The organism is Nocardioides jejuensis (genome assembly GCF_004337475.1).
Classification (GTDB): domain Bacteria; phylum Actinomycetota; class Actinomycetes; order Propionibacteriales; family Nocardioidaceae; genus Nocardioides; species Nocardioides jejuensis.
This window is the reverse complement of record NZ_SJZJ01000011.1, coordinates 1-18,841: the sequence shown is the minus strand read 5'-3', so window position 1 is coordinate 18,841 and position 18,841 is coordinate 1. Positions and strand designations below refer to the sequence as shown.

Sequence of the window (18,841 nt, the reverse complement as noted above, 5' to 3'; positions counted from 1 at the left end):
GCTGCGGAGCATGAGCGCTGCCGACTCGTTCCGCCAGACCAACGCGGCCTTCGCTGCGCGCGTGCACGGCGCACCCGCCGAGCGTTGGGACGACCCGGCGCCGTGCGAGGGGTGGGTCGCGCGCGACGTCGTACGTCATCTGGTCGAGTGGCTGCCGGCGTTCCTGCAGCACGGAGCGGGCGTCGAGCTCGGCTCGGTGCCGAGCGTGGACGAGGACCCGGTCCTCGCATGGGACACCTTCGCCAGCCTGGTCCAGGCGCTGCTCGACGACCCCGCCACGGCGACGAAGACCTACACGGGACCTCCGGGCACGCATCCGCTGGACCGCGCCATCGACCAGTTCTTCACCAGTGACGTCTTCCTGCACACGTGGGACCTGGCCCGCGCGACGGGTCAGGACGAGACCCTCGACGAGACCCGCTGCGCACACATGCTCGCTGGCATGGAGCCGTGGGACGACGCGCTGCGGTCGAGCGGGCACTACGGCCCGCGCCAGCCCGTGGCTGAGGACGCCAACGCTCAGACCAGGCTGCTCGCCTTCATCGGTCGACAGGTGTGAGTGGCCGTCGACGCATCGACCGCGCCCACGCGCCCGGCGTCGTGCCGGTCGCCTTCTTGAACGCCACGGTGAACGCCGGCGCGCTGCCGTAGCCCACGCGGGACGCGACGTCGTCGACCGTGAGTCCGGCGCCGAGCATCTCCTGGGCGAGCAGGACGGTCGTCTCCGTCGCCAGCTCGCGGAAGGTGGTGCCTTCCTCGGCCAGCCGGCGGTGCAGGGTGCGTGAGCTGAGGCGGAGCGCTGTCGCCGCCCCCTCCTGCTGGATGGCGCCCGGCGGGTTGGAGAGCAGCACCTGGCGCACCTGGCCTGCCACGCCCACACGCTCATGCCGGGTGCGGAGCAGCGCCGCGCACTGCTCCTGGGTGGCCGCGGTGACCAGCGGGTTCGCCTGGGGGAGGGCCCGGTCGAGCAGCTCGGTCGGGACGACGACCAGGTTGCGCTCGGCGCCAAACTCAGGGCGTACGCCGAGTGCCCGGGTGTAGAGGTCGGCATCGGGCGGCTCGGGGATGGCCAGCTCGACCCGCACCAGGGGCAGCGGCTCGGCCAGGATGTCCTGCTGGATCCGCAGCGCGGACGCGATGTCGCGCTCGATCAGGAAGGCCCGCACGTCGCCGGGTACCCGGGAGTCGTCGAACTCCAGGCTGGTCCCGTCGGCCGAGTCGCCGAGCCTGATCTCCGAGAACGTGTAGCTCAGCTCGAAGAAGCGCACCGCGATGCCCATCGCGGCGCGGATGGTCGGACTGGTCAGCAGGGCGAAGCCCCAGATACCGAAGCGGCCCACGTGGTACCGGCTGCCCGCGATGAGTCCGAGGCCGGGCACGTCGCCGCACGCGGCGAGCAGGTTGCGGATCAGGGCCAGTTCCGCGGCCGGGCTGATCTCGCCCGTGGGATCGGCGAGGACCTCGACCGTGAGCCCGGTCCCTGCGAGGAGACGGGCGGCGGGCACGTCGTACTCCGCGCCGAGCTCGACCAGCGCGGCGGCGCCCGCGGAGGATCGGGGGAGTTCTGCTGGCACGTCGGTATCCTGTCACCGGTGGCGGAAAGTCGAAAGAATTCGGCGTCAGTTGTGATGGTCGTCATCGGGTCCGGACCGCTCTAATGGCAGCGTGAGCATCTCCCACTTCCGCGCCGGCACGGGCGCGCCGGTCGTCCTCGTGCACGGCATCGGCAGTCGCTGGCAGGTCTTCGAGCCGATCCTCGACCGGCTGGCCCGCGACAACCGCGAGGTCATCGCGATCGACCTGCCCGGCTTCGGCGCGACGCCTCCTGTCGACGGCGTCGCCCCCGGCCCCTACGGGTACGCCGCCTGGCTGGCGTCGTGGCTGGCGGCCGAGGGCATCGAGCGCCCCCACCTCGTCGGCAACTCGATGGGTGGCGGCATCGGCCTCGAGCTGGGTCGCCAGGGCGTCGTCGCCAGCGTCACGGCGTTCTCGCCGATCGGCTTCTGGCGGGCGCCGGGCCTCCGCTGGACCCAGGGCCTGCTGACCGCGATGCGCGGCGCGTCCACCGTCGCCGCGCCCGTGCTGGAGCGGGCCGTCGAGACGAAGCCCGGCCGCGCTGCGCTGCTCGCGCCGTTCTTCGGACACCCGACCCGGGTCGACCCCGACACGGCGCGTGCCGATGTCGCCGGGCTGCGCGACGCGACGGCGTTCGCGGCAGCCCGCGCGGCGTTCGCCGGCTACACGGTGCGGCCGGGCATCGACCTCGGCGGGCTGCGCGACATCCCGGTGACGGTCGCCTGGGGCACGCGCGACGTGCTTCTGACTCACCGCACGCAGAGCGCCCGTGCCCGGGCGGCACTGCCGTTCGCCACCCACGTCGACCTGCCCGGTTGCGGGCACCTTCCCTTCAACGACGACCCGGCGCTCTGCGCCGAGGTGGTCATCGACACCGTCGCCCGCGTGCAGGAGAAGTCATGACAGAGCTGGTCAGCACGAACCCGGCCACCGACGAGGTGGTCGCCGTCCTGCCCGTCCACACCGACGAGCAGGTGCGCGCGATCGTCGCCCAGGCACGCGAGGCCGCGGTCTGGTGGCGCGCCCAGGGCTACGACGGTCGCCGCACGGCGCTGCTCGCCTGGAAGCGGCACATCGTCCGCCACCGTGGCGAGCTGGTCGAGCTCATGCACCGTGAGAACGGCAAGCCGCGCATCGACGCCACTCTCGAGCTGATGCTCGCCATCGAGCACATCGACTGGAACGCGAAGAAGGCCGGCAAGGTGCTCGCCCCCGAGAAGCGGAAGCCCGGTTTCCTGCTGGCCAACTTCTCCGCTCGCGTGGAGCACGTGCCGTTCGGCGTCGTCGGCGTGATCGGCCCCTGGAACTACCCGATCTTCACGCCCAACGGCTCCATCGCCACCGCCCTGGCCGCAGGCAACACCGTCGTCTTCAAGCCGAGCGAGCACACCCCGGCGATCGGCCGGTGGTACGTCGAGGCGTTCGCCGCCGCCAATCCCGAGGCCCCCGTCGGCGTTCTCTCCCTCATCACCGGGTACGGCGAGACGGGTGCCGCGCTGTGCCGCGCCGGCGTCGACAAGCTGGCGTTCACCGGATCGGCCGCGACCGGCAGCAAGGTGATGGCGGCCTGCGCCGAGACGCTCGTCCCGGTCGTCATGGAGCTCGGTGGCAAGGACGCCGCGATCGTGGCCGCCGACGCGGACATCAAGGCAGCAGCCGACGCCATCGCCTTCGGTGCGATGGCCAACAGCGGCCAGACCTGCGTCGGCATCGAGCGCGTGTACGTCGAGGCGGGCGTCCGCGACGAGTTCCTCGCCGAGCTCACCACGGCGGTCTCGGGCATCGCGCCGGGCAGCGGGCCGAAGGCGTCGTACGGGCCGATGACCATGCCGAGCCAGATCGGCATCGTCCGCCGGCACGTCGAGGACGCGATCGCCAGCGGCGGCACCGCCGTGGTCGGTGGCCCGGAGAGCATCGGGGAGCGCTACATCGCCCCAGTGGTCATCCTCGACCCGGCGCACAGCTCGTCGGCGATCCAGGAGGAGACCTTCGGGCCGACGCTCACGGTGACGACGGTGGACTCGCTCGACGAGGCGGTGAAGCTCGCGAACGACGTCCCCTTCGGCCTGGCGGGTGCGGTCTTCTCGCGCGGTCACGCCGCGGAGATCGTCGAGCAGCTCGACACCAGCCAGATCTCGGTCAACTCGGTGCTTGGCTTCGCCGGCATGGCGGCCCTGCCGCTCGGTGGCCGCGGCCAGAGCGGGTTCGGCCGGATCCACGGGCCGGAGGGGCTGCGCGAGTTCACCCGCACCCGCGCGGTCGCGACCCAGAAGTACCCCATCCCGGGTGTCCGGCTGCTCAGCTTCGGCCGCGCCGGCTGGCTCAACCGGTTCCTGCCCCGCCTGCTCGGCTGGCTCCACGGACGCTGACGAAGGACGAGATCATGAGCACTCCCCGCATCGCCGTCATCGGCACCGGCTTCGGCGGCATCGCTGCCGTCATCGAGCTCAAGAAGCGCGGCTTCCACGACATCGTCATGCTCGAGAAGGGCAGCGACGTCGGCGGCGTCTGGCGCGAGAACACCTACCCGGGTGCCGCCTGTGACGTCCCGTCGCCGTTCTACTCCTACTCGTTCGAGCCGAACCCGCGCTGGCCGCACCGCTTCTCCCGCCAGCCCGCGATCCTCGACTACATCCACGGCGTCGTCGACAAGTACGACGTGCGCCGGCACATCCGGTTGAACGCCGAGGTCACCGGGGCGGCGTACGACGACGCCACCGGCACCTGGACCGTCGCGCTGGCCGGTGGTGAGGAGCTCGTCGTCGACGTCCTTGTCTCCGCGGTCGGCCAGCTCAGCCGTCCGGCGTACGCCGACATCCCGGGCCGCGACACGTTCGCGGGGCCGGCGTTCCACTCGGCACTCTGGGACCACGATGTCGACCTGGCCGGCAAGCGGGTCGCGGTGATCGGCACCGGCGCGAGCGCGATCCAGTTCGTGCCGGAGCTGCAGCAGGAGGTCGCGCACCTCGACCTGTTCCAGCGCACGCCTCCGCACATCGTGCCGCGCATGGACAAGAAGTTCTCGCCGCTGCACCACAAGGTCTTCGAGAAGGTGCCGGTGACCGAGCTGGCCGAGCGCGCCACCTGGTACTCCGTGGTGGAGAGCCTGAGCATCGCGTGGGTCTACTCGAAGCCGCTCGCGCGCGGCATCCGGGCCCTCTCGCGGTCGCACATGAAGCGGCAGACCAAGGCGAAGCCCGGTCTCTTCGAGAAGGTCTGGCCGGACTATCCGGTCGGCTGCAAGCGGATCCTGTTCTCCAACAACTACCTGCCCGCGCTCGCCCAGCCGAACGTCGACGTGGTCACCGACCGGATCTCCTCGATCACCCCGACCGGTGTGGTCACGGCTGACGGCGCCGAGCACCCCTGCGACGTGATCGTCTGGGGCACCGGGTTCAAGGCGACGGAGTTCCTCGCGCCGATGGAGATCACCGGCGCAGGTGGGCTGCCGCTGGCGGAGGAGTGGAAGCAGGGTGCGCACGCCTACTACGGCATGACCGTGCCGAACTTCCCGAACCTCTTCGTGATGTACGGCCCCAACACCAACACCGGAGGCGGCTCGATCATCTACTTCCTCGAGGCGCAGGCGAAGTACCTCGGCGACTACGTCGAGCACCTCGTCGAGGCAGGCGCCCCGCTCGAGGTGCGCGCCGACGTCGAGCAGGCGTACGACGACGCGGTGCAGGCCGAGCTCGGCGGCTCGGTCTGGAGCCAGTGCACGTCCTGGTACCGCCAGGCCGACGGCCGGATCACGACCAACTGGCCCTGGCTGGGGGCGCAGTACAAGGCCCGCGCGAAGTTCCGCGCGGCGGACTACGAGGCGGTGTCGCGATGAGTGCTTCCCGTGACTACGACGTCCTCGTCATCGGGTCCGGGTTTGGCGGCAGCGTCACGGCGCTGCGCCTGACCGAGAAGGGGTACCGGGTCGGCGTACTCGAGGCAGGGCGACGCTGGGACGCCGGGGACTTCCCGAAGACCAACTGGAACATCCGCAAGTCGATCTGGGCACCCCGCCTGGGCCTGACCGGCCCGCAGCGGATCAGCGCGCTCGGCAAGTGCCTCGTCTTCAGCGGCGCCGGCGTCGGTGGCGGGTCGCTGATCTACGGCAACACGCTCTACGAGCCGCTGCCGGACTTCTACCGCGACCCGGCCTGGCAGCACATCACCGACTGGGCCGACGAGCTCGCGCCGCACTACGACCAGGCGAAGCGGATGCTCGGCGTGGTCGAGAACCCGCGGATGGGGCCCAAGGACGAGCTGCTGCTGCAGGTCGCCCGTGACCGCGGTGTCGCGGACACCTTCCACAAGACCAACGTCGGCGTCTTCTTCAACGAGGGCAACGAAGGCGTGGAGGTCGACGACCCCTACTTCGGTGGCGCCGGGCCGCGGCGCGCGGGCTGCATCCACTGCTCGGAGTGCTTCACCGGCTGCAAGCACAACGCGAAGAACACCACCACGCTCAACTACCTCCACCTCGCCGAGAAGAACGGCGCCGAGGTGCACCCGCTGACCACGGTCACCTCCGTCGCGGAGGACGGCACGGGCGGGTACGTCGTCGAGACCGAGCGCTCCAACGGCAAGCTCCGCAAGGGACGCCGCACCTTCACGGCCGACCAGGTGGTCTTCGCGGCCGCCGCCCTCGGCACCCAGAAGCTGCTCCACAAGCTCAAGGACGACGGCACGCTGCCCGGTCTCTCCGACCGCCTCGGCGAGCTGACCCGCTCCAACTCCGAGGCGATCATCGGCGTGCAGAGCCAGAGCCGCCACGACTTCGCCCAGGGCGTGGCGATCACGTCCTCGATCCATCCCGAGCCGCAGACCCACGTCGAGGTCTGCACCTACGGCAAGGGCCAGAACTCGCTCTTCCTCCAGACCGTGCCGATGGTGGACGGCGGCGCGTTCCGCTTCCTCAGGTTCCTGCTGACGATGGTGCTGCACCCGCTGATGTTCGCCCGCTCGCTCAGCGTGCGGCGGGCCTCGGAGCGGTCGGTGATCCTGCTGGTGATGCAGTCGCTCGACAACTCGCTCACCTCCTACCTGAAGCGAGGGCTGCTCAAGACGAAGCAGGGCACGGGGGAGCCGAACCCCGACTGGATCCCGGTGGCTCACGACGTGGCCCGGCAGTACGCCGCGCACGCGGACGCCGACACCGGCAACATCGTCACCGACATCTTCAACATCCCGGCGACCGCCCACTACATCGGCGGCTGCACGATCGGTGACTCCGCGGCCACCGGCGTGATCGACCCCTGGCAGCGGATCTACGGCCACCCCGGCCTGCACATCGCCGACGGCTCGGCGATCACCGCCAACCTCGGGGTGAACCCGTCGCTCACCATCACCGCCCAGGCCGAGCGGGCGATGTCCTTCTGGCCCAACAAGGGCGAGGCCGACCCGCGGCCCGCGCTCGGGGCGGCGTACTCGCGGATCGGTGCCGTCGCGCCGCACCAGCCGGCGGTCCCGGCATCCGCGCCCGGCGCACTCCGCCTTCCCGCCTGAGAGGCGCCGCCTGATGACGAATCCCCTGACGACACTGCGCGAGCTCGGCGTACGCGCTGATGCCGCTGACGCGCTGGCCTTCTTCGACTCGCTCGCGGCGGTCGACGCGGCCGCGATCACGGGCCGCTGGCACGGTTGGGAGATCGCGACCGGCCACCCGCTCGACGGGCTCCTCGAGCCCTCGGGCTGGTACGGCAAGCAGTTCGACGACATCGACCACGTGCACCCGCTGCTCTTCCGGACGGCGTCGGGCGCGATCTATCCCGTGAGCCCGCGGCGCATGCCGCTGGGGCTCGCCGGCAGGGTGCCGCCGTCGCTCGTGGAGCGGGCGAAGCCGATCAGCGGGCGCATGCGTCCGCTGCTCCGCACCCGACGCCACGGCGCGCGCCTGCGCAACGTCGAGCACCGGGGCGTCGTGTCGGCCGCGATGGTCTACGACGACCTGCCGATCATCGACGTCTTCCGTCGGGTCGACGCGGACACCCTGCTCGGCGTCATGGACTACCGCGAGCACCCCGCGCCGTACTTCTTCGTGCTCGAGCGGGACGCCTGACCGGCGCCGGGGTCAGGCCTGGCTGAGGGCGGCGAGCGCCCGGTCCGCGTGGACCGTGGCGTTGAGCTCGCTGCTGATGACGTCGGCGATCCGCCCGTCCTGGGCGATCGCGAACGTCCACCGCTTCGTCGGCAGGACGATGCCGCCGAGCGCTCGCCGGACGCCGTACGCAGAGGCCACCGCGCCGTCGACGTCCGCGAGGAGCGGGTAGTCGAGGTCGAACCGCGCGCTGAAGCCGGCCTGGACGCCGATCTGGTCGCGGCTGATCCCGACGCGCTGGACTCCGGCAGCCGCGAACTCCGCGGACAGGTTGCGGAAGTGGCAGGCCTGCTTCGTGCAGATCGGCGTGTTGGCGGCCGGGTAGAAGAAGAGCGCCACGGGGCCGTCGGCAAGTGCCTCCGAGAGTCGCCAGGGCTTCCCGTCCTGGTCGGGCAGCTCGAAGTCGGGGGCGGTCTGGTCCTTGCGCATGGTGCTCCTTCCGGTGCTGTCGAGCCTACGGCGCCACCCGCTGCGCCAGACCTCCGGGCCTGGCCGCAGCCGACGCCCCGGGGCCAAAAACCATCCGCCATTTGCGTTACGTCCATAACGTAAGAGTGCTAGCGTCGACGCATGACGACGGAGAGCCCACCGCGGGCCGTGGGTCGCAGCCAGGCCGAGCGCACCGCCGCAAGTCGACTGGAGTTGCTGAATGCCGCGCTTGAGGTGCTCGACGAGTCCGGGTTCGCCGGACTGACGGTCGCGGACGTGTGCAAGCGGGCCGGGCGCACGGTCGGCACGCATCTTCACCAGTTCGGCACGAAGGCCGCCCTCGTCGCGGCAGCGGTCGATGCTCTCGCTGCCCGTCGGATCGCCGATGCCCGGGCCGATCTCGAGCGCGAGCCGCGTCGCGGAGCCGAAGCGGCGCTCGACGTCGTGTGGCAGTTCTACGCCGGCCCGACATTCGTGGTGGCGCTCGAGCTGTGGGTTGCCGCCCGGACCAATCCCGAGCTCCGCGAGCACCTCCTCACCGTCGAGGAGCGCATCGATCGCGAGGGTGTCGCGCTGGCTGCCTCGATCGCTCCCGAGCTCGCGACGCCCGCTGGCGCCCTTGCGGGCCGGTATGCCGTCGCGACGATGCGCGGCCTGGCCATGCGCCGTGCGCTGTACGTCGATGCCGACCTCGACGCCGAGTGGCGCTCGCTCAAGCCGCTCCTGCTGACCACTCTCACTGCCATCACTCCCGAGGAGCACTGATGACCACCGACATCGTCACCCCGACCGCCGGTCCCGAGACGGTCGGGCTGACCGCGGAGCAGGTCCTCGTCGCTCGCGTCGAGACGGCCCGCGCCGCGCTCCTCGACGACGCGCGCGCCGACAAGGTCGCGAAGCAGCACGCACGCGGCAAGCTGACCGCGCGGGAGCGGATCGCCTACCTCGCTGGCGAGGAGTTCATCGAGTTCGGGGGCCTGGCCGGCCCGGGCCCCTCCAACAACGGAGCCGCGCCACTGGTCGCGCCGGCGGACGGCGTCGTCACCGGCATCGGGTACGTCGACGGCCGGCCGGTCGCGATTGCGGCGTTCGACTTCACGGTGCTCGGTGGCAGCAACGGCGCGGTCGGCATGGCGAAGGTGATGCGCATCGCCGACCGCGCGCTGCACGACCGGATCCCCATGGTGCTGCTGCACGACGGCGGTGGTCACCGCATGCAGGAGGCGCTCGACTCGCGGCTCGCAGCCCCGGGATCCGAGCTGCTGATGAAGATGTGCGACCTCTCCGGCTACGTGCCGCTGGTCTCCGCGATGCTCGGCCCGGGCTTCGGTGCACCGGGCAACCTGGCGGCGTGCTGCGACTTCGTCGTGATCGTCCGCGGCATGGGCACGATGGGGCTGAGCAGCGACTTCCTGGTGAAGAACGGCACCGGCGAGGACGCCACCAACGAGGAGCTCGGCGGCGCCGACAACTGCGCCCGTCGCGGCGTCGTGGACCTCGCCGTCGACGACGAGCACGAGGCGCTCGACGCGATCCGGCTCTACCTCTCCTACCTCCCGTCCTGGCAGGACGGCGCCCAGAACGTCGGCGACCGCACCGCCGGTCCGGGGCACTTCGCCGACCGGCTCGACAGCCTGGTCCCGGCCAACATGCGCCAGGCGTACGACGTCCGCGACGTCATCGAGGGGCTCGCCGACGACGAGAGCGTCTTCGAGATCAAGCCCGGCTATGCGCCCAACATGGTGTGCGCGTTCGTCCGCCTCGCCGGCCGGCCGGTGGGCATCGTCGCCAACCAGCCGCAGGTCTTCGGTGGAGCGATCGACGGTCCGGCGTCGGAGAAGCTCGGCGGCTTCGTGGCCGTCTGCGACACGTTCGGCCTGCCGGTCGTCGTCCTCATCGACATGCCCGGCTTCCAGGTCGGCACCGCCGCCGAGGAGAGCCGCCTGGTCCGCCGCAGCGCGCGGATCGCGTTCGAGCTGGCCAACGCCACCGTCCCTCGTGTCGTGATCACCACCCGCAAGGCGTACGGCGCGGCGTACGTCGTGATGGGTGGCGGCCGGAGCATCGACGCCGACCTGAGCCTGGCCTGGCCGACCGCTGAGCTGTGCGCGATCCCGGTCGAGAGTGCGGTCGACATCGCGTTCAAGTCGGTCTATCTCGACGACCCGGAGCCGGAGAAGAAGCGGGCCGAGTTCATCGAGCTGATGCGGGCCAACATCGACCCGCTGCTGGGTGCCGACGGCTTCGGCATCGATGACGTCGTGCTGCCGAGCCAGACGCGGAGGCTGCTGATCGAGACGTTCTCGCGCGCGGTGCCGCGCCGTGAGCCGCGGGTGCCGGGCAAGCGCCGCACCATCGCCCCCTGTTGACCGCTCCCGTCCGGACGCCGAGGCTTCATCCGTGTGACCGGAACCACGGGTACGACATGTGCCGACCTGCAGTTATGATCACCGGGTACACGGTGTACCAATTCGCTCTGTGAGGAATCCTGATGGCTGAAGCATTCATCTACGACCACGTGCGTACGCCGCGTGGTCGAGGCAAGAAGACCGGCTCGCTCCACGAGGTCAAGTCGATCGACCTCGTCGTCTCGCTCATGAACGCGATCGAGGAGCGCAACGAGGGTCTCGACACCGCCGGCATCGACGACGTCATCCTCGGCTGCGTCACCCCGATCGGTGACCAGGGTTCCGACATCGCGCGCGTTGCCGCCGTGAAGGCCGGCCTCGCCGAGACGGTCGCCGGCGTCCAGATCGACCGCTTCTGTGCCTCCGCCCTCGAGGCCGTCAACCAGGCCGCCGCCCGCGTCCGCTCCGGCTGGGAGGACCTGATCCTCGCCGGTGGCGTCGAGGCGATGAGCCGCGTGCCGATGGGCTCCAACGGTGGCGCCTGGGCCATGGACCCGAAGACGTCGCTCGACACGTACTTCATCCCGCAGGGTGTCTCCGCCGACCTGATCGCGACCCTCGAGGGCTTCACCCGTGAGGACTGCGACGCGCTCGCCGCCCAGTCCCACCAGCGTGCTGCCAAGGCCTGGGCCAACGGCTACTACGACGACTGCGTCGTTCCGGTCCGCGACGAGAACGGTCTCGTCATCCTCGACACGGACGAGACGATCCGCCCGGACACGTCCGTGGAGGGCCTGAGCGGCCTTCGTCCGTCGTTCGTCGCGATGGGTGTCGACGCCGGCTTCGACGACGTCGCGCTGTCGAAGTACACCGAGCTCGAGAAGATCAACCACGTCCACCACGGCGGCAACAGCTCCGGCGTCGTCGACGGTGCCTCGCTCATGCTGATCGGCTCCGAGGAGGCGGGCAAGAAGCACGGCCTGACCCCGAAGGCGCGCATCGTTGCGACCGCGGTCATCGGCTCCGAGCCGACCATCATGCTCACCGGCCCCGCGCCGGCGGCGTACAAGGCGCTCGAGAAGGCCGGCCTGACGGTCGACGACATCGACCTGTGGGAGATCAACGAGGCCTTCGCGGCCGTCGCCCTCCGCTTCATCAAGGACATGGGCATCACCCAGGACGTCGTCAACGTCAACGGTGGCGCCATGGCGATGGGTCACCCGCTGGGTGCCACCGGCGCCATCATCCTGGGCACGCTCGTCGACGAGCTCAAGCGCCAGGGCAAGCGCTACGGCCTCGCCACGCTGTGCATCGGCGCCGGCATGGGCATCGCGACCATCGTCGAAGCTCTCTGAGCAGCGGACTGAGAAGGAAAGAAAGAGACATGACTGAGCAGACCGCTGTCCGTTACGACATCGACGCCGATGGCATCGTCACGCTGACGCTGGACGACCCCAACCAGTCGGCCAACACCATGAACGCGCTCTACCAGGCGTCCATGAAGGCCGCCGTCGAGCGCCTGTACGCCGAGGCCGACCAGGTCACCGGCGTCGTCGTCGCCTCCGCCAAGAAGACCTTCTTCGCCGGTGGCGACCTGAAGCTCCTCCTCCAGGCCCGCAAAGAGAACGCCGCCGAGGTGTTCGCCGAGGTCGAGGACCTCAAGGCCGTCCTGCGCAAGCTGGAGACGTTCCCGAAGCCGGTCGTCGCCGCCATCAACGGCGCCGCGCTCGGCGGTGGCCTCGAGATCGCCCTCGCCACCAACCACCGCATCGCGGTCGACGGCAAGTACTCCATCGGCCTGCCCGAGGTGAAGCTCGGCCTGCTGCCGGGTGGTGGCGGCCTGACCCGCACCGTCCGCATGTTCGGCCTCGCGACCGCCCTCATGGAGATCCTGGGCCAGGGCACCGAGTTCAAGCCGGAGGCCGCCAAGGCCAAGGGCCTGGTCGACGAGCTCGTCGCCACCCAGGACGAGCTGATCCCGGCCGCCAAGGCGTGGATCAAGGCCAACCCGGACGAGATCGCGCAGCCGTGGGACAAGCCGGGCTACAAGATCCCGGGTGGCACCCCGGCGCACCCGTCGCTCGCCGGCATGCTCCCGGCGTTCGCCCCGATGCTGAAGAAGCAGATCAAGCAGGCCGACTACCGTGCGCCGAAGGCGATCCTCGCCGCCGCCACCGAGGGCCTCCAGGTCGACTTCGAGACAGCGTCGCGCATCGAGGGTCGCTACTTCACCACGCTGGTCACCAGCCAGCAGGCGAAGAACATGATCCAGGCGTTCTTCTTCGACCTCGGCTCGATCAACGCGGGCAAGGAGCGCCCGGCGGGCGTCGAGAAGTACGTCCCGCAGAAGGCGATCGTCCTCGGCGCGGGCATGATGGGCGCGGGCATCGCCTACGTCCTGGCGCGCGCTGGCGTCGAGGTCGTCCTCAAGGACGTCACCATCGAGGCTGCCGAGAAGGGCAAGGCCTACACCGCCGCCCTGAACGAGAAGGGCGTCTCCCGCGGCAAGATCACGCAGGAGAAGGCTGACGAGATCCTCAACCGGATCACGCCGACCATCGACCCGGCCGACGCTGCCGGTTGCGACACGGTCGTCGAGGCGGTCTTCGAGAACGTCGAGCTGAAGCAGAAGGTCTTCAACGAGGTCATCCCGTTCCTCGCGCCGGGTGCCCTGCTCTGCTCCAACACCTCGACCCTGCCGATCACCGAGCTCGCCAAGGGCATCGACGGCGAGGGCAACGCGGCCCGCTTCATCGGCCTGCACTTCTTCTCGCCGGTCGACAAGATGCCGCTGGTCGAGATCATCCGCGGTGGCGAGACGTCGGACGAGTCGCTCGCCCAGGCGTACGACATCACGCTGCTGATCAAGAAGACCCCGATGATCGCGCACGACTCGCGCGGCTTCTACACCTCGCGTGTCATCGGCACCCAGATCGAGGAGGGCCTCGCGCTCCTGCTCGAGGGCCAGGCGCCGTACTCGATCGAGCGCGCCGCGACGTCGGCCGGCTACCCGGTCGGTCCGCTGCAGATCACGGACGAGCTCAACATGGAGCTCATGGTCAAGATCGCCACGGCGACCCGCAGCGCCCTCGGCATCGAGGAGCTCACGGTCACCGAGCAGGTCGTCAACAAGATGATCGAGGCCGGTCGTCCGTCCAAGCTCAAGGGCGCGGGTTTCTACGACTACGTCGACGGCAAGCGTGGCTCGATCTCGTCGGTCGTCGCGGAGCTCTTCCCGCGCGCCGAGGTGCAGTACCCGCTCCAGGACCTGCGCGACCGCATGATGTTCCGCGAGGCCATCGAGACGGCCAAGACGTTCGAGGAGGGTGTCGTCACGTCCGCCGCCCACGCGAACATCGGCTCGATCTTCGGCATCGGCTTCCCGCCGATGACCGGTGGTGCCGCGCAGTTCATCACCGGCTACGACGCCGCTGACGGGTCGTACGGCATCGACGCGTTCATCAAGCGCGCCGACGAGCTGGCCGACAAGTACGGCGAGCAGCTCCGCCCGACGGCGAAGCTGCGCGAGATGGCGAAGAACGGCGAGTCCTTCCCCGCCTGATCCACACACGTCGAAACCCGGGTTTTGGTCCGCCGAAACCCGGGTTTCGGCGTCTTCAGTCGCGGGTTCTGGTGCCGAAACCCGCGACTGGACGCGTAAAAACCCGGGTTTCGACGTGCGAAAACCCGGGTCTCGCGGGCCTCAGCCGACCGGCGTACCGAGGACCTTCTTGCAGGCGTCCTGGGCCTTCGCCAGGGCGGCGGCCGGCTTCGCCGTACCGGCCTTGTCGTAGCTCGCCTCGAGGGCGGCGTGCAGCTTGTCGTCGAGCTTCGAGGCGCAGGCGACGTACTTGTCCCAGGCCTTCGGCTCCGCCGTCGGGTAGCGCGACGCCCAGCTCTCGGTGTTCTTGCGCCAGTCCCAGCACGCGATCGTGGCATCGGCGAGCGCGGTGGCGGTCGCCTTGTCGAACGGGTCGGTCAGCTTCGCGACGTGGTCCTTGGTCAGGGCCCCGGCCCGGGTGAGCGCGTCGACACCCTGGGCGTCCACGAGCGACTTCGCCGTGCAGTGCGCCTGGTCGGCGGGCAGCTGGGGGGCCATCGCCGACGCGAGCGCGGCAACGGCGAGATCCGTGTCGGTGTACGGCGTCTCCGGGCCGCCGCAGGCAGTCAGTCCGAGGGCGGCGGTGGCCACGACGAGGCCGAGGGCAGGGGTGGTGAGGCGCATGGCGGGGAGTCAACCACGACCACGAAAAGCCCGCTCCGAATGTCCGAAGATCCTTGACACATACTCGGTATGCATACCTAGTATGCAGTCACCGGGTTTCCGGAAGGGGGAAACAGATGTCAGTCCGACACGCACTGCTCGCGTTGCTGGAGCAGGGTCCGATGTACGGCTACCAGCTCCGCACGGAGTTCGAGGGCCGCACGGGTTCGACCTGGCCGCTCAACATCGGGCAGGTCTACACGACGCTGGCGCGCCTGGAGCGCGACGGCATGATCGAGGCCGCCTCGGGTGACAGCGAGGCCGACGAGGACGGGTCGAAGCGTCGCTACGCGATCACCACCGACGGCCGCGTCGAGGTGGCCACGTGGTTCGACGAGCCGGTGGGGCGCGGCGAGCCGCCGCGCGACGAGCTGGCGATCAAGCTCGCCATCGCGGTCACGATCCCCGGCGTCGACGTCGCCTCGCTGGTCCAGCGCCAGCGCACCGCGACCATGAACGCGCTGCACGACTACACGCGCCTCAAGCGCGGTGCGGCCACGGACGAGCCTGCCGACCTCGCCTGGAGCCTCGTCCTCGACTCGCTCATCTTCAACGCCGAGGCGGAGATCCGCTGGCTCGACCACTGCGAGGCGCGGCTCGCCCGCCGTTCCTCCGCCCCGACCCGCTCCACCGTCGCCGAGGAGGCAGCCCGATGAACCCCATCCTCACCCTTGCCGATGTCACCCGGGTCCACGGCGCCGGCGCTGCCGAGGTCCACGCGCTGCGCGGCGTCACGGTCACGGCTTCGCAGGGCGAGCTCGTCGCGGTCATGGGCCCCTCCGGCTCGGGCAAGTCGACGCTGCTCAACCTGGCCGGTGGCCTCGACACCCCCTCGACGGGTGACGTCGTCGTCGACGGCACGTCGCTGGTGCGCCTCTCGCAGAGCCGGCGTGCGGCCCTCCGTCGTACGTCGGTGGGCTATGTCTTCCAGTCGTTCAACCTGATCCCGGCGCTCACCGCCGCCGAGAACGTCGCGCTGCCGCTCGAGCTCGACGGCTGGAAGCGCGGCCGTGCCCGCGACGCCGCGCTGGTCGCGCTCGACGAGGTCGGCCTGACATCCGCCGCAGACCGCTACCCGGACGACATGTCGGGTGGCCAGCAGCAGCGGGTCGCGATCGCGCGCGCCATCGTCGGCCAGCGCCGGCTGATCCTCGCCGACGAGCCGACCGGCGCCCTCGACACCGCCACGGGTGAAGAGGTGCTCAAGCTGCTGCGCGCTCGCGTGGACGCCGGCGCCGCCGGCCTCCTCGTCACCCACGACCCGCGTCACGCCGCTTGGGCCGACCGCGTCGTCTTCCTACGGGACGGTCTCGTCGTCGACGAGTCGGGCCGCGCCCGCGGCCCCGAGGACCTGCTCGACGCGGAGGCCGCGCGATGACGGGGTTCACGCCGCTGCTGCGGCTGGCCTGGCGGGACCTGTGGCGCAACAAGGGCCGCACGACCGTGGTGTTCCTGATGATCCTGCTGCCGGTGCTGGGTGTCTCTGCGGCGTCGACGGTGATCGCGACGGCAGGAGTGTCGCCGGCGCTGTCGATCGATCGCGAGTGGGGCACGGCGGACGTTCGCGTGGCAGTCGGCAACACCTATGGGTACGACGACGGCGACAGCACCGTCACCGCGCCCAAGGTGGTCGACGTGGTCGACACGTTGCAGGCCACCGTGCAGGCCGCGGTCGGTCCGGACGCTCTCACCGCGCGGCGTCTGCTCGGCAACGTCCGGGTGACGACCGACGATGGCGCTGCGCGCGTCGACGCGGTCGAGACGGACCTCCGCAGTCCGCTGGCCACGGGGACCTACCGGTTGATCGACGGGCGGCTGCCGCGGGTCGCCACCGAGGTCGTCGTCAACGGGCACCTCGCTGACGCGGGTCCGGGTCTCGGCGAGAAGCTCGCGGTCCGCGACGGTCACACGCTCGACGTCGTCGGAGTCGTCGAGGACGGTTCCAGCAAGTCCGGCGTGCGGGCCTGGAGCCTGCCGGGTGGACTCATCGCCGACCCGCACGCTGCGGGGGCGGTCCACGACGTCTTCGTCTTCGCCCGGGCGGGCTCGGGTGAGATCGCAAATGAACGTCTCGACGGGCTGCGCGCCCGGGACATCGCCGCAGATACGCGCCAGGAGCAGTTGTGGGCTGACCGGATGTACATCTCCGCCAGTGACTTCGCGGTCGTCGTGCTGATTGTCGTCATGGCGATCACGGAGGTCGTGCTGCTCGCCGGTCCCGCGTTCGCGGTCAGTGCCCGTCGCCGCCAGCGCGAGCTCGCCCTCGTTGCCGCCAGCGGAGGCACCCCGCGGCAGGTCCGCTCGGCGGTGCTCGCCACCGCCGTCGTGATCGGAGTCCTCGGTGCCCTGATCGGCGTCGGCCTCGGCATCGCGGCCGGATGGGCCGCTGTGCCGATCATCCAGGCCCGTGTCGATGAGTACTTCGGTGACTTCCATGTGATCTGGTGGCAAGTCGCGGGTGTGGCGGTGTTCGGGTTGGTGAGCGCTGTCCTGGCAGCGCTGGTCCCGGCCTGGATCGCCTCGCGACAGGACGTCGTCCGCGTGCTGACTGGTCGTCGCGGAGACCCCGCGCCGGCCCGCTTCTCGCCGCTGCTCGGCATCGTGCTTGGTGCGCTTGGCGTCCTGCTCACGGCTGTGGGAGTCGAGGGAGACACGGGCACGGGCGAGATCTGGATCGGTTTCGGTGCCGTTTCGACGGTCCTGGGTGCGGTTGCCCTGATGCCGCTTCTCCTGCGGATCGTCGCCCGGTTGACCGGGCGAGCGCCGCTCGTGGTCCGCTACGCGGTGCGCGACGGGCTGCGTCACCGGACGCGGACCGTGCCCGCGATCGGTGCGGTGATGGCCACGGTCGCCGGAGTGGTCGCGCTGGGCATCGCCAACTCGAGTGATCAGGCGGCAGGCGAGAAGGAGTACCAGACGCAGGCGCCCATGGGGCACGGCGTCGTCTACCTCTTCAGCGACATGTCGTACGGGCCCGGGGAGGCCGCAGCCTCGCGGGAGGACGTCATCGCCGCGGTGACGTCGATTGCTCCGGACGCGCGGGTCGTCCGTGGGCCGGCCGAGTCGGACGGCACCGCCCCCTACCAGGACATCACGATGAAGGTGGGCGGGTCGGACTACTGGGGTGAGTCGCACGGCCCGTTCTCGCAGGCGGTCCAGGTGGTTTCCAGCGTCGACGAGATGTACGACGAGCTGCCCGCGTCGTCACGGACGGCTGCAGCAAAGGTGCTGGCCCGGGGCGGCGCGATCGTCCTCGGTCAGCACGTCCCCTCCGCCCACACTGCGACGGTCACGGTGCACGTCGGTGACCAGGATGATCCCGAAGGCGGGGCCCGGGCCAAGGCTCGTGTGACCATGCCGGCGCTCCCGGTGACGACGTCTGCCTATCCCGCTGCGAATCTCGTGATCGGCGACCGGACCGCGGCGAAGCTGGGGCTGAAGGTCGTCCCGGCAGGCATGGTGATTGCTCGCGACGTGAGCAGGGCTGAGGAGAAGTCGCTCGACGCTGCGGTCACCGACGTCAGCGAATCGGCGTCCGTCTACGTCGAGCGCGGCTGGCAGCCCGATCCGTCGTACGCGATCGTGATGATGGTCCTGACGGCCGTCGGAGCCCTGCTGATGGTCGGCGGAACCTTGACCGCGACGGTGCTGGCGCTCGCTGACGCCGGCCCGGATCTGGCAACGCTGTCTGCCGTGGGTGCTGCGCCCCGGACCAGTCGTGCCGTGGCGATGGGCATTGCCTTCGTCATCGGTGGCATCGGTGCGGTCCTGGGCGTGATCGTCGGGGCGGTGCCCGGCATCGCGGCGACGTGGCCATTGACCGACCACGACTTCTACTACGAAGGCGTCACGTACCAGCCCGGTCAGGCCCTTAATGCCCACACGATCGACATCCCGTGGCTGCTGCTCGCGGAGATCGCGGTCGGCGTACCGGTTCTCCTCGCACTCGCGGTCGGGTTGTTTGCCCGGTCGCGGCTCCCGCTGGTGGCGCGCATCGACTGATCGCGTCGTACCCGGACCAGCGGGGGCAGGAACGACGGCGCGGGCGGGGCTCCTCGGGGGAGGGCCTCGCCCGCGCCGTATTCCGTCGGGCTGGGGTCAGGGTTGGTGCGCTCGTGTGTCAACCATTGGCAC

Annotated in this window: 16 protein-coding genes; 13 read left to right on the top strand and 3 right to left on the bottom strand. The window is 70.3% G+C overall.

From position 1 onward, the window contains the following. Window positions 1-10: 10 nt before the first annotated feature. Window positions 11-559, top strand: coding sequence for a TIGR03086 family metal-binding protein (locus EPD65_RS08065; RefSeq protein WP_131582967.1), 549 nt, complete (start codon window positions 11-13; stop codon window positions 557-559). On the opposite strand, the gene EPD65_RS08060 is transcribed toward EPD65_RS08065, so the two are convergent. Beyond that, window positions 540-1,574, bottom strand: coding sequence for an AraC family transcriptional regulator (locus tag EPD65_RS08060; RefSeq protein ID WP_131582965.1), 1,035 nt, complete (start codon window positions 1,572-1,574; stop codon window positions 540-542). The two genes, EPD65_RS08065 and EPD65_RS08060, sit on opposite strands and share 20 nt — an antisense overlap. A 91-nt stretch (window positions 1,575-1,665) precedes the next feature. On the opposite strand from EPD65_RS08060, the gene EPD65_RS08055 reads away from it, so the two are divergent. From EPD65_RS08055 to EPD65_RS08035, 5 genes are read left to right on the top strand one after another with little or no spacing between them, the layout of a single operon-like run. Beyond that, window positions 1,666-2,478 (top strand): alpha/beta fold hydrolase, encoded by an 813-nt coding sequence (locus tag EPD65_RS08055; protein ID WP_207891463.1) that lies wholly within the window; start codon window positions 1,666-1,668, stop codon window positions 2,476-2,478. Beyond that, window positions 2,475-3,944: an aldehyde dehydrogenase family protein gene (locus tag EPD65_RS08050; protein ID WP_131582963.1), complete on the top strand. Its 1,470-nt coding sequence runs from the start codon at window positions 2,475-2,477 to the stop codon at window positions 3,942-3,944. The genes EPD65_RS08055 and EPD65_RS08050 overlap by 4 nt, the downstream gene beginning before the upstream one ends. Window positions 3,945-3,958: 14 nt before the next feature. Then, a complete protein-coding gene (locus EPD65_RS08045; protein WP_131582961.1) occupies window positions 3,959-5,410 on the top strand; it encodes a flavin-containing monooxygenase in 1,452 nt (483 codons plus the stop codon). Continuing rightward, window positions 5,407-7,074: a GMC oxidoreductase gene (locus EPD65_RS08040; RefSeq protein WP_131582959.1), complete on the top strand. Its 1,668-nt coding sequence runs from the start codon at window positions 5,407-5,409 to the stop codon at window positions 7,072-7,074. The genes EPD65_RS08045 and EPD65_RS08040 overlap by 4 nt, the downstream gene beginning before the upstream one ends. Window positions 7,075-7,087: 13 nt before the next feature. After that, the gene (locus EPD65_RS08035; protein WP_131582957.1) at window positions 7,088-7,627 is read left to right on the top strand and encodes a DUF4334 domain-containing protein; all 540 of its coding nucleotides are present in this window, start codon (window positions 7,088-7,090) and stop codon (window positions 7,625-7,627) included. A 12-nt stretch (window positions 7,628-7,639) separates the two neighbouring features. Here EPD65_RS08035 and EPD65_RS08030 read toward each other — a convergent pair whose 3' ends face one another. Further along, window positions 7,640-8,095, bottom strand: a complete 456-nt coding sequence (locus EPD65_RS08030) for a peroxiredoxin (RefSeq protein WP_131582955.1) — start codon at window positions 8,093-8,095, stop codon at window positions 7,640-7,642. Window positions 8,096-8,236: 141 nt separating this feature from the next. On the opposite strand from EPD65_RS08030, the gene EPD65_RS08025 reads away from it, so the two are divergent. From EPD65_RS08025 to EPD65_RS08010, 4 genes are all read left to right on the top strand, one after another. Further along, a complete protein-coding gene (locus EPD65_RS08025) occupies window positions 8,237-8,860 on the top strand; it encodes a TetR/AcrR family transcriptional regulator (RefSeq protein WP_131582953.1) in 624 nt (207 codons plus the stop codon). Next, window positions 8,860-10,464 carry an acyl-CoA carboxylase subunit beta gene (locus EPD65_RS08020; RefSeq protein WP_131582951.1) on the top strand — a complete coding sequence of 535 codons (1,605 nt, stop codon included), beginning with the start codon at window positions 8,860-8,862 and terminating at the stop codon, window positions 10,462-10,464. The genes EPD65_RS08025 and EPD65_RS08020 overlap by 1 nt, the downstream gene beginning before the upstream one ends. 122 nt (window positions 10,465-10,586) lie before the next feature. After that, window positions 10,587-11,798: an acetyl-CoA C-acetyltransferase gene (locus EPD65_RS08015; RefSeq protein WP_243640503.1), complete on the top strand. Its 1,212-nt coding sequence runs from the start codon at window positions 10,587-10,589 to the stop codon at window positions 11,796-11,798. A 29-nt stretch (window positions 11,799-11,827) separates the two neighbouring features. Then, a complete protein-coding gene (locus tag EPD65_RS08010) occupies window positions 11,828-14,005 on the top strand; it encodes a 3-hydroxyacyl-CoA dehydrogenase NAD-binding domain-containing protein (protein WP_131582948.1) in 2,178 nt (725 codons plus the stop codon). A 141-nt stretch (window positions 14,006-14,146) separates the two neighbouring features. On the opposite strand, the gene EPD65_RS08005 is transcribed toward EPD65_RS08010, so the two are convergent. Next, the gene (locus tag EPD65_RS08005) at window positions 14,147-14,668 is read right to left on the bottom strand and encodes a hypothetical protein (RefSeq protein WP_131582946.1); all 522 of its coding nucleotides are present in this window, start codon (window positions 14,666-14,668) and stop codon (window positions 14,147-14,149) included. A gap of 116 nt (window positions 14,669-14,784) precedes the next feature. Here EPD65_RS08005 and EPD65_RS08000 point away from each other — a divergent pair, with 116 nt between their 5' ends. The 3 genes from EPD65_RS08000 to EPD65_RS07990 are packed head-to-tail and all read left to right on the top strand — an operon-like array spanning window position 14,785 to window position 18,709. Further along, on the top strand, window positions 14,785-15,363 hold the full coding sequence (locus EPD65_RS08000) for a PadR family transcriptional regulator (RefSeq protein ID WP_131582944.1): 579 nt from the start codon (window positions 14,785-14,787) through the stop codon (window positions 15,361-15,363). Continuing rightward, window positions 15,360-16,085, top strand: coding sequence for an ABC transporter ATP-binding protein (locus tag EPD65_RS07995; RefSeq protein ID WP_131582942.1), 726 nt, complete (start codon window positions 15,360-15,362; stop codon window positions 16,083-16,085). Before EPD65_RS08000 ends, EPD65_RS07995 begins: the two co-directional genes overlap by 4 nt. Then, the gene (locus tag EPD65_RS07990) at window positions 16,082-18,709 is read left to right on the top strand and encodes an FtsX-like permease family protein (protein WP_131582940.1); all 2,628 of its coding nucleotides are present in this window, start codon (window positions 16,082-16,084) and stop codon (window positions 18,707-18,709) included. Before EPD65_RS07995 ends, EPD65_RS07990 begins: the two co-directional genes overlap by 4 nt. Window positions 18,710-18,841 lie beyond the last annotated feature (132 nt).

Excerpts from the sequence above, each read along its gene's own strand:
- EPD65_RS08065 (WP_131582967.1), top strand. The coding sequence starts at position 11 with ATGAGCGCTGCCGACTCGTTCCGCCAGACCAACGCGGCCTTCGCTGCG.
- EPD65_RS08050 (WP_131582963.1), top strand. The coding sequence starts at position 2,475 with ATGACAGAGCTGGTCAGCACGAACCCGGCCACCGACGAGGTGGTCGCC.
- EPD65_RS08045 (WP_131582961.1), top strand. The coding sequence starts at position 3,959 with ATGAGCACTCCCCGCATCGCCGTCATCGGCACCGGCTTCGGCGGCATC.
- EPD65_RS08040 (WP_131582959.1), top strand. The coding sequence starts at position 5,407 with ATGAGTGCTTCCCGTGACTACGACGTCCTCGTCATCGGGTCCGGGTTT.
- EPD65_RS08035 (WP_131582957.1), top strand. The coding sequence starts at position 7,088 with ATGACGAATCCCCTGACGACACTGCGCGAGCTCGGCGTACGCGCTGAT.
- EPD65_RS08030 (WP_131582955.1), bottom strand. The coding sequence starts at position 8,095 with ATGCGCAAGGACCAGACCGCCCCCGACTTCGAGCTGCCCGACCAGGAC.
- EPD65_RS08025 (WP_131582953.1), top strand. The coding sequence starts at position 8,237 with ATGACGACGGAGAGCCCACCGCGGGCCGTGGGTCGCAGCCAGGCCGAG.
- EPD65_RS08020 (WP_131582951.1), top strand. The coding sequence starts at position 8,860 with ATGACCACCGACATCGTCACCCCGACCGCCGGTCCCGAGACGGTCGGG.
- EPD65_RS08015 (WP_243640503.1), top strand. The coding sequence starts at position 10,587 with ATGGCTGAAGCATTCATCTACGACCACGTGCGTACGCCGCGTGGTCGA.
- EPD65_RS08010 (WP_131582948.1), top strand. The coding sequence starts at position 11,828 with ATGACTGAGCAGACCGCTGTCCGTTACGACATCGACGCCGATGGCATC.
- EPD65_RS08005 (WP_131582946.1), bottom strand. The coding sequence starts at position 14,668 with ATGCGCCTCACCACCCCTGCCCTCGGCCTCGTCGTGGCCACCGCCGCC.
- EPD65_RS08000 (WP_131582944.1), top strand. The coding sequence starts at position 14,785 with ATGTCAGTCCGACACGCACTGCTCGCGTTGCTGGAGCAGGGTCCGATG.
- EPD65_RS07995 (WP_131582942.1), top strand. The coding sequence starts at position 15,360 with ATGAACCCCATCCTCACCCTTGCCGATGTCACCCGGGTCCACGGCGCC.
- EPD65_RS07990 (WP_131582940.1), top strand. The coding sequence starts at position 16,082 with ATGACGGGGTTCACGCCGCTGCTGCGGCTGGCCTGGCGGGACCTGTGG.